Origin of the sequence: Zavarzinia aquatilis (assembly GCF_003173035.1) — a bacterium.
Taxonomy (GTDB): Bacteria; Pseudomonadota; Alphaproteobacteria; order Zavarziniales; family Zavarziniaceae; genus Zavarzinia; species Zavarzinia aquatilis.
On record NZ_QGLE01000020.1, the window covers coordinates 22,263 to 30,463 of the forward strand.

Genomic DNA, 8,201 nt, shown 5'->3' on the forward strand with positions numbered 1-8,201 from the left:
TGTGGTGGCGGTCCTCAGACCCCGAGATAGGTGACGAGGCGATCGCGATTGGCGGCCAGTTCGGCCGCGGTCATGGCATCGACGACGTGGCCGTCCTCCATGACGTAGAAACGGTCGGCGATGGTCGAGACGAAATGGATCGACTGCTCGACCACGATCATGGTCAGGCCGCTTTCCTTCAGCCGCCGGACCGCCGCCCCGATCTGCTGCACGATCACTGGGGCAAGGCCCTCTGTCGGCTCGTCCAGCAGGATGAAGTCGGCGCCGCTGCGCAGGATGCGGGCGATCGCCAGCATCTGCTGCTCACCGCCCGAAAGCTTGGTGCCCGGGCTGTAGAGCCGCTCCTTCAGATTGGGGAACAGCGTGAAAATATCGGGCACCGACATGCCGCCCGGCTTGATCACCGGCGGCAGCATCAGGTTTTCGTGCACGTTCAGGCTGGCGAAAATGCCCCGCTCCTCGGGCACGTAACCGATGCCGAGGCGGGCGATGCGATGCGGCGCCAGCTTCGCGGTCTCGACCCCGTCGAAGACGATGGAGCCGGTGCGGCGACCGACGAGCCCCATGACGGAGCGCAGCGTCGAGGTCTTGCCGGCGCCGTTTCGGCCCAGCAGCGCGACCACTTCGCCCCGCTTCACCTCGATGTCGACACCGTGCAGGACATGGCTTTCGCCGTAATAGGCGTTCAGCCCCTCGATCTTCAGGCGGGTCGCGCCGGCGGCCGACGACTGCGGTTTCACGGCGGCCTCAGCCATGTTCGGTCCCCATGTAGGCTTCGATGACGGCAGGATTCTTCGAGACGGTCTCGTAGGGCCCCTCGGCCAGGATCTGGCCGCGCTGCAGCACGGTGATCGTGTCGGACAGGCCCGAGACGACCGACATGTTGTGTTCGACCATCAGGATGGTGCGACCTTTGCGGATACGGCGGATCAGCTCGATGATACGCCCCACGTCCTCATGGCCCATGCCCTGGGTCGGCTCGTCGAGCAGCATCAGCTCGGGATCGAGGGCGAGGGTCGTCGCGATTTCGAGCGCGCGCTTGCGGCCATAGGAAAGCTCCACCGCCGTCGTGTGCAGGAACGGACCGAGGCCGACATCCTCGACCAGCTGCGCCGCCTTGGCGTCGAGATGATCGAGTTCGCGGATCGAGCGCCAGAAGTGAAACACCTTGGGGCTCCGCGCCTGCAGGGCGACGCGCACATTCTCCAGAACCGTCAGATGCGGGAATACCGCCGAAATCTGGAACGAGCGCACCACACCCATGCGGGCGATATCCGCCGGCTTGGCCTGGCTGATGTCATGCTCGTTGAAGCGCACGGTACCGGCGGTCGGCTGCAGGAATTTCGTCAGCAGATTGAAAACCGTGGTCTTGCCGGCGCCATTCGGTCCGATCAAGGCGTGGATACTGCCGCGACGCACCTTCAGGTTCACGTCTTTCACGGCGACAAAACCACGAAATTCCTTGGTCAGGCCCTTTGTTTCCAGAACCAGATCGCTCAAGGCGCCCCCCAATCTTCAGGACAGATCGGTGGCGCCAGATATGAGCATCCCCCCGATCGTCGTTACTTGAACATTCGGCGTCTTGTGTGCCGTTGATCATCGTTTACCGGCAGCCCCCCCCGCTGGCCATCCCCTACTTAGGTCTAAGGCCTATACTTTCTGCCGAGAACAGGGTTGGATGGTCACGAGCGTTGCTTTACCCGACGTCGTGTCGTTACGCTCCCCCGGGGAGGAAACAAGAGATCACAACCATGGACGGTACAGAAAGCGGCTGGACGGTGGTCATCGCCGACGATCACCCCCTCGTTCGTGACGCCATGCGCCACGCCCTGATGCAGAGCCTGAACGACGTCCAGGTGGTCGACGCCTCCAGCCTCGACGAGGCCAAGGCCGCGGTGGATCGGCTGGGTGCCGTCGACCTCGTCATTCTCGATCTGAACATGCCCGGCATGGACGGTTTCACCGGCCTCGCCGCCATGCGCGCCGCCCACCCGCTGGTGCCGGTCGCCATGGTTTCGGCGACCAACGACGAAACGGTCATGCGCCGCGCGATCGAATTCGGCGCCGCCGGCTTCATTCCGAAATCGGCCCCGCTCGAGACCATCGCCGAGGCGATCGGCCAGATTCTCGACGGTCAGGTCTGGCTGCCCATCCCGCGCAATGCGCCATCGTCGGGCACGGGCACCAGCCGGCAGGATATCGCATCGCGCCTTGGCGAACTGACGCCGCAGCAGCTCAAGGTGCTGTCGATGATGTCCCAGGGCCTCCTCAACAAGCAGATCGCCTTCGAGCTCGGCGTCGGCGAGGCGACGGTGAAGGCCCATGTCACCGCGATCCTGAAGAAGCTCGGCGTGCACAGCCGCACCCAGGCGGTGATTTCCGCCCGCCTGCTGGACTTCAAGACCGTCGACTGACGCCCGGCGCGGCGGCCCTCAGCTGGCCGCCGCCATGTCCTGCAGCTGCTTGCGCAGGTGATCGAGATAGGCACGCAGCGCCGCCGGCTTCACCGGCTTCGGCAGCAATTCCACCTGATGGCGTTTCGCCTCCTGGCGCAGGCGCGGCTCGCGGTCGGCGGTGATCAGCGCCGCCGGCAGCAGGCGCCCGGCCTGCTGGCGCAGCGCGGTGATCGCGGCGAGGCCGTTGCTGCTGCCACCCAGGTGGTAATCGACCAGGATGACGTCGGGCGAGCGGTTGCTGGCGCGCAGCACTTCCTTCGCCGCCTCGACAGATTCGACCGCGACCACGTCGCAGGCCCAGCCTTGCAGCAGGGCCGTGATCGCCTCGCGGATCGCCGCCTCGTCGTCGACGGCGAGAACGGACAGGCGATGACGCGGCGCCTCGCTCGGCCGGACCTCGGCCGCGGGGCGACGCGGCGCCGGGGCCTCGGTCAAGGGCGCCGCGACAGAAAAGACCGAACCGCGTCCGACGGTCGAGCGAAGCCCGATCGGATGATCGAGGATGCGGCAGATGCGCTCGACGATGGCAAGGCCAAGGCCAAGCCCCCTGCCCCCCTGCTCCTCGACCTTGGGGCCGAGGCGGACGAATTCGCCGAACACCGCTTCCTGTTCCTCGGGGGCGATGCCGGGGCCGATGTCCCAGACCTCGACCACCGCCATGTCACCCCGCTTGCGGGCCCCGATCAGCACGCGGCAGCGCGGCCGGCCGGGGTCGCTGTAACGAATGGCGTTCGACAGGTAATTCTGGATCACCCGGCGCAGGAGCTGGGGATCGCTGCGCACCGCGAGCCTCGAGGGCATGACGACGAGTTCGACGCCGCGCCGCGCCGCCAGCGGCGCGAGGGTCGAGACGATGCCGTCCATCAGCGGGCCGAGGGCGACCGGCTGAAGGTCGGGCACCATCACCCCCTGATCGAGGCGCGAAATATCGAGCAGGGCGTCGAGCAGCCCCTCGACCGCGCCAAGGCCCTGATCGACCTTGGCCACCAGCGGCTCCGCCGGGTGGCGGTCGGCCAAGGCGGTGGCGAACAGCCGCGCGGCGTGCAGCGGCTGCAGCAGATCGTGGCTGGCGGCCGCGAGGAAGCGGGTCTTGCCCAGATTGGCTTCTTCCGCCGCGGTGCGGGCCTGATGCAATTCGGCGATGACGCGGGTCAGGTCGGCGGTGCGCTCCTCGACCCGGCGTTCCAGATTCTCGTTGGCCTGTTTCAGCGCGACTTCGGCGATGTAACGCTCGGTGACATCGCTGACCATGATCGAGAAGCCGCCACCCGGCATCGGGTCGAAACGCAACTCCATGCGGGCGCCGTCCGGCCGCTCGACCTGGCGCACGGTGGCCATGCCGCCCGCCGGCATGGTCAGCGCGGCGCCAAGTGACCGCAGACGTCCCGTCACGCCGAGTTCCCCGGTCGAGGTGCCGACCCGCGCCTGCTCGCGCGGCAGCCACAGCATGTCGAAGAAACGCTCGTTCCAGGTCACCATTCGGCGGTCGCGGTCGAACACGGCGATGCCCTGGCTGACATGGTCGAGGGTGGTGCGCAGCAGGGCGAAATTCTGTCGGATCGCCTCCGACGCTTCGCCCAGCACGGCACGCATCGCCCGCCCCGACAGGCGCGAGCCCTGGCGGGCCGAGGCGATCACCACGCGCGCCGAGGCGGCGCCGATCACGCCCGACAGCAGGCGCTCGGTGAAGGCGGCGACATTGACGCCGGTACGCTCGATGCCGGCGAAGGCGACTTCCGCCTGTTCGGTGCCGATGAAGCGGGCCGACAGGGTCTTCAGCTCCTCGACCGACATGCCGGCGCCGGCGCGCTGCACCGTCTCGGCATCCAGTTCGACCTGCGGCATGACGAAGGCTTCCGCCTGATCGCGATCGCGCTTGTGCGGCACCGAGAAGAAGGACACCACGACCAGGGCAAGGCTGTTGAGGCCGAGGCTGACGATGACGCCCTGCGTCAACGGATCGAAGCCCGCCATGATCGGCGGGAGGAAGGGCACGAGCGGCGCCACCTGCAGGATATCGCCGCCGAGGATGGAGGGCAGGAACAGGGTGTAGAGCCAGATCGCGCCGCCGATGGCGAGGCCGGCGACGGCACCGTTGCGATGGGCATTGCGCCAGAACAGGCCGAAGATCAGCGAGGGCGCGAATTGCGCCACGGCGGCGAAGGAAATGAGACCGATGGAGACCAGCGATATCTGACTGGCCAGCGCCTTTTCATAAAGATAGCCGAGCAGCAGCACGAGGACGACCGCCGCCCGCCGGGTAACCACCACCACCCGGCCGCTGTCGTGGCGGTCGAGCCGGCGCCAGCGCAGCAGGAAGGGCATGGCGATCTCGTTCGAGGCCATGATCGACAGGGCAAGGCAGGCGACGATGACCATGCTGGTCGCCGCCGACAGGCCGCCGATGAAGACGAAGGTCGAGAGCAGATCGTCGCCATGCATCATCGGCACGGCGAGGACATACATGTCGGGATTGGTACCCGCGGGCGAGGCCGCCATGCCGGCGACCGCGATCGGCACGACAAAGAGATTGATCACGACGAGATAGAGCGGGAACAGCCAGCGGGCCGTACCCAGATGATTGCCGGGGCCATGCTCGATCACCGCGACATGGAATTGCCGCGGCAGGCACAGGAAGCCGAGACCGGACAGAACCGTCAGCGTGACCCAGTTCCACGTCACCTGCGGCCGCGCCAGATGCTCGAGGCTGGGCTCGGTCTGGACATGATCGACGAGACCGTCGAAGCCGCCGAAAACCTCGTAGGTGACATAAAGGCCGACCGCGACGAAGGCCGCCAGCTTCACCAGCGACTCGAAAGCGACCGCCAGCATCATGCCGCGGTGCTGCTCGGTGGCCTGGGCGCGGCGGATGCCGAACAGCATGGTGAAGACGGCCATCATGACGGCGACGATCAGCGCGGTGTCGCGCCAGGCATAGAAATCGCCCGGGCGCGACACGGGCGCGCCCACGACCGCGTCGAAACTGTCGGACACCGCCTTCAGCTGGAGCGCGATATAGGGCAGCACGCCAACGATGGCGAGACCGGCGACCATGGCCGAGACCGCCCGGCTCTTGCCGTAACGCGAGCCGATGAAATCGGCGATCGAGGTAATGTTCTGGTTACGCGCGATCAGAACCATGCGGGCCAGCAGGCGATGACCGAACAGCATGACCAGAATGGGACCGACGAAGATCAGGAAGAAGTCCCAACCCGCCGACACGGCGCGGCCGACGCTGCCATAGAAGGTCCAGGACGTGCAGTAGATCGCCAGCGACAGGGCGTAGATCAGATGCTGCGAGGTCGCCGCGCGCCGGGGCCGCCAGTCGCCGATATAGGCGATGGCGAACAGGCTGCCGATGTAGAGGAGCGACATCAACAGGATGGCCCAGTCCTGCAGCATGGATGATACCCCTCCCCTCGGCCCTTGTTGTCATCTAGGCGCCAAACGGGGGGATTGTCCAATTTTTCAAGTGACGAACCCGTGACTTAAGTCAACAAGGCCGCGATTACTGCATTGCAGCACGCGAATTGGCGCGGCGCATCCAATACCAAAGTCATGCGTGTTTCGACCATCGTCGGGGATCAACCTTGACGCGCTGTCCAGTAGGACTGTGTCGACCGATCAAGGCTGGGGCGAAGACTCCGGCCGCAGCGGGGGCACAACAGACGGAAAAACCGTCAAGGGAGGTTTATATGGTCAGCGTCGCCCGGACGCCTGGCGGCACCGAAAATGTGCCGGCTGGCAAGCAGAGACTTGTGGTTTTCGCGTCGTCCCTCGGCACCGTGTTCGAGTGGTACGACTTCTATCTCTATGGCTCGCTTTCGGCGATCATCGGCAAGCAGTTCTTCTCTTCGGGTGAAGGCTCTGCTTCGGGCTTCATCTTCGCCCTGCTCGCCTTTGCCGCGGGCTTCGCCATCCGGCCCCTCGGCGCCGTGGTGTTCGGCCGTATCGGCGACCTCGTCGGTCGCAAATACACCTTCCTTGTCACCATCCTGATCATGGGCATGTCGACCTTCATCGTCGGCCTGCTGCCGTCCTATGCCTCGATCGGCATCACGGCGCCCATCATCCTCATCTCGCTGCGTCTGCTGCAGGGCCTCGCGCTCGGCGGCGAATACGGCGGCGCGGCGACCTATGTCGCCGAACATGCCTCGCCCGGCCGCCGCGGTTTCCTGACCAGCTTCATCCAGACGACGGCCACCCTCGGCCTGTTCCTGTCGCTGCTGGTCATCCTCGGCACCCGCACCTATCTCGGCGAAGAAGCCTTCTCCGACTGGGGCTGGCGCGTTCCCTTCGTCTTCTCGATCGTGCTGCTCGGCGTTTCCGTCTGGATCCGCATGATGCTGAACGAATCGCCGCTGTTCCAGAAGATGAAGGCCGAGGGCAAGACCTCCAAGGCCCCGCTGACCGAGAGCTTCGGCCAGTGGAAGAACCTGAAGATCGTCCTGATCGCCCTGTTCGGCCTCACCGCCGGTCAGGCCGTGGTCTGGTACACCGGTCAGTTCTACGCCCTGTTCTTCCTGACCCAGACCCTGAAGGTCGATCCGGCCACGGCGAACATCCTGATCGCCCTCGCCCTTGCCGTCGCCACGCCGTTCTTCGTCATCTTCGGCTGGCTGTCGGACAAGATCGGCCGCAAGCCGATCATCATGGCGGGCTGCCTGATCGCGGCGCTGACCTATTTCCCGATCTTCAAGGCGATCACTCACTATGCCAACCCGGCGATCGAGGCGGCCATCGCGACCTCCCCGGTCAAGGTCGTCGCCGATCCGGCGGAATGCGCCTTCCAGTTCGTCCCCGGCGAGCTGAAGGGCCAGGTGAAGTTCACCAGCTCCTGCGACATCGCCAAGGGCATCCTGGCCAACGCCTATATCCCCTACGAGAACGTGAAGGCCGAGGCGGGCGCGACCGCCAAGATCACCATCGGCACCCAGGAATTCGCCAGCTTCCACGGCACCGACCTCTCCGCCGACGAATTCAAGGCGCAGAGCACGGCCTTCACCAAGGCGGTGAAGGAAGCCGCGGTCGCGGCGGGTTACCCGGCCAAGGCCGATCCGGCGCTGATGAACAAGCCGATGGTCTTCGTGCTGCTGTTCGTCCTCGTCATCTACGTCACCATGGTCTACGGCCCGATCGCGGCCATGCTGGTCGAGCTGTTCCCGACCCGCATCCGCTACACCTCGATGTCGCTGCCCTATCACATCGGTAACGGCTGGTTTGGCGGCTTCCTGCCCACGACCGCCTTCGCCGTCGTGGCTGCCACCGGCGACATCTACAGCGGCCTCTGGTACCCGATCATCATCGCCGCCGGCACCTTCGTCATCGGTATGCTGTTCGTCCGCGAGACCAAGAACAACGCGATCGACGACTGACGATCGTCTGACAATCCGGGGGGTGGCGGTCTTCCGCCACCCTTCCATCATCAAGAAAACGCCCAGGAAACCATTCGCCCCGGGCCAAGGCCGGGGTGCCCAGGAGTTACCGTCATGACCGCGACGCCCCTGCCCCAGAGCCATCACGATCCCGTCTACCCCGTTCCCGCGGGTTTCGCGGCACAGGCGAAGGTTGATGCGGCGGGTTACGCCGCGGGTTATCGCCGCTCGGTCGAGGATCCGGCCGGCTTCTGGGCCGAGGCCGGCAAGCGCCTCGACTGGATCAGCCCCTACAGCCCCGGCGCCGTCAAGGATGTCTCCTTCGGGCCCGGCGATGTGCACATCCGCTGGTTCCATGACGGCACCCTCA

General features: G+C 65.8%; 6 protein-coding genes. 3 read left to right on the forward strand and 3 right to left on the reverse strand.

The features are described from left to right. Window positions 1-14 precede the first annotated feature (14 nt). A complete protein-coding gene (locus DKG74_RS20460; RefSeq protein WP_109908040.1) occupies window positions 15-755 on the reverse strand; it encodes an ABC transporter ATP-binding protein in 741 nt (246 codons plus the stop codon). Further along, complete coding sequence (locus tag DKG74_RS20465) at window positions 748-1,500, reverse strand: ABC transporter ATP-binding protein (protein WP_109908041.1); 753 nt, start codon at window positions 1,498-1,500, stop codon at window positions 748-750. The genes DKG74_RS20460 and DKG74_RS20465 overlap by 8 nt, the downstream gene beginning before the upstream one ends. Before the next feature lie 251 nt (window positions 1,501-1,751). On the opposite strand from DKG74_RS20465, the gene DKG74_RS20470 reads away from it, so the two are divergent. Continuing rightward, window positions 1,752-2,414, forward strand: coding sequence for a response regulator transcription factor (locus DKG74_RS20470; protein ID WP_109908042.1), 663 nt, complete (start codon window positions 1,752-1,754; stop codon window positions 2,412-2,414). An 18-nt stretch (window positions 2,415-2,432) separates the two neighbouring features. Here DKG74_RS20470 and DKG74_RS20475 read toward each other — a convergent pair whose 3' ends face one another. Continuing rightward, entirely contained in the window at window positions 2,433-5,858 is a 3,426-nt protein-coding gene (locus tag DKG74_RS20475; RefSeq protein WP_109908043.1) for a hybrid sensor histidine kinase/response regulator, read from the reverse strand. A 293-nt stretch (window positions 5,859-6,151) separates the two neighbouring features. Here DKG74_RS20475 and DKG74_RS20480 point away from each other — a divergent pair, with 293 nt between their 5' ends. Next, window positions 6,152-7,831, forward strand: a complete 1,680-nt coding sequence (locus DKG74_RS20480) for an MFS transporter (protein ID WP_109908044.1) — start codon at window positions 6,152-6,154, stop codon at window positions 7,829-7,831. Window positions 7,832-7,945: 114 nt separating this feature from the next. Beyond that, a partial coding sequence (locus tag DKG74_RS20485) for an acetyl-coenzyme A synthetase N-terminal domain-containing protein (protein WP_279340900.1) occupies window positions 7,946-8,201 on the forward strand: 256 nt, incomplete at its 3' end.

Coding starts and splice junctions, on each gene's coding strand:
- DKG74_RS20480 (WP_109908044.1), top strand. CDS start 6,152: ATGGTCAGCGTCGCCCGGACGCCTGGCGGCACCGAAAATGTGCCGGCT.
- DKG74_RS20470 (WP_109908042.1), top strand. CDS start 1,752: ATGGACGGTACAGAAAGCGGCTGGACGGTGGTCATCGCCGACGATCAC.
- DKG74_RS20475 (WP_109908043.1), bottom strand. CDS start 5,858: ATGCTGCAGGACTGGGCCATCCTGTTGATGTCGCTCCTCTACATCGGC.
- DKG74_RS20460 (WP_109908040.1), bottom strand. CDS start 755: ATGGCTGAGGCCGCCGTGAAACCGCAGTCGTCGGCCGCCGGCGCGACC.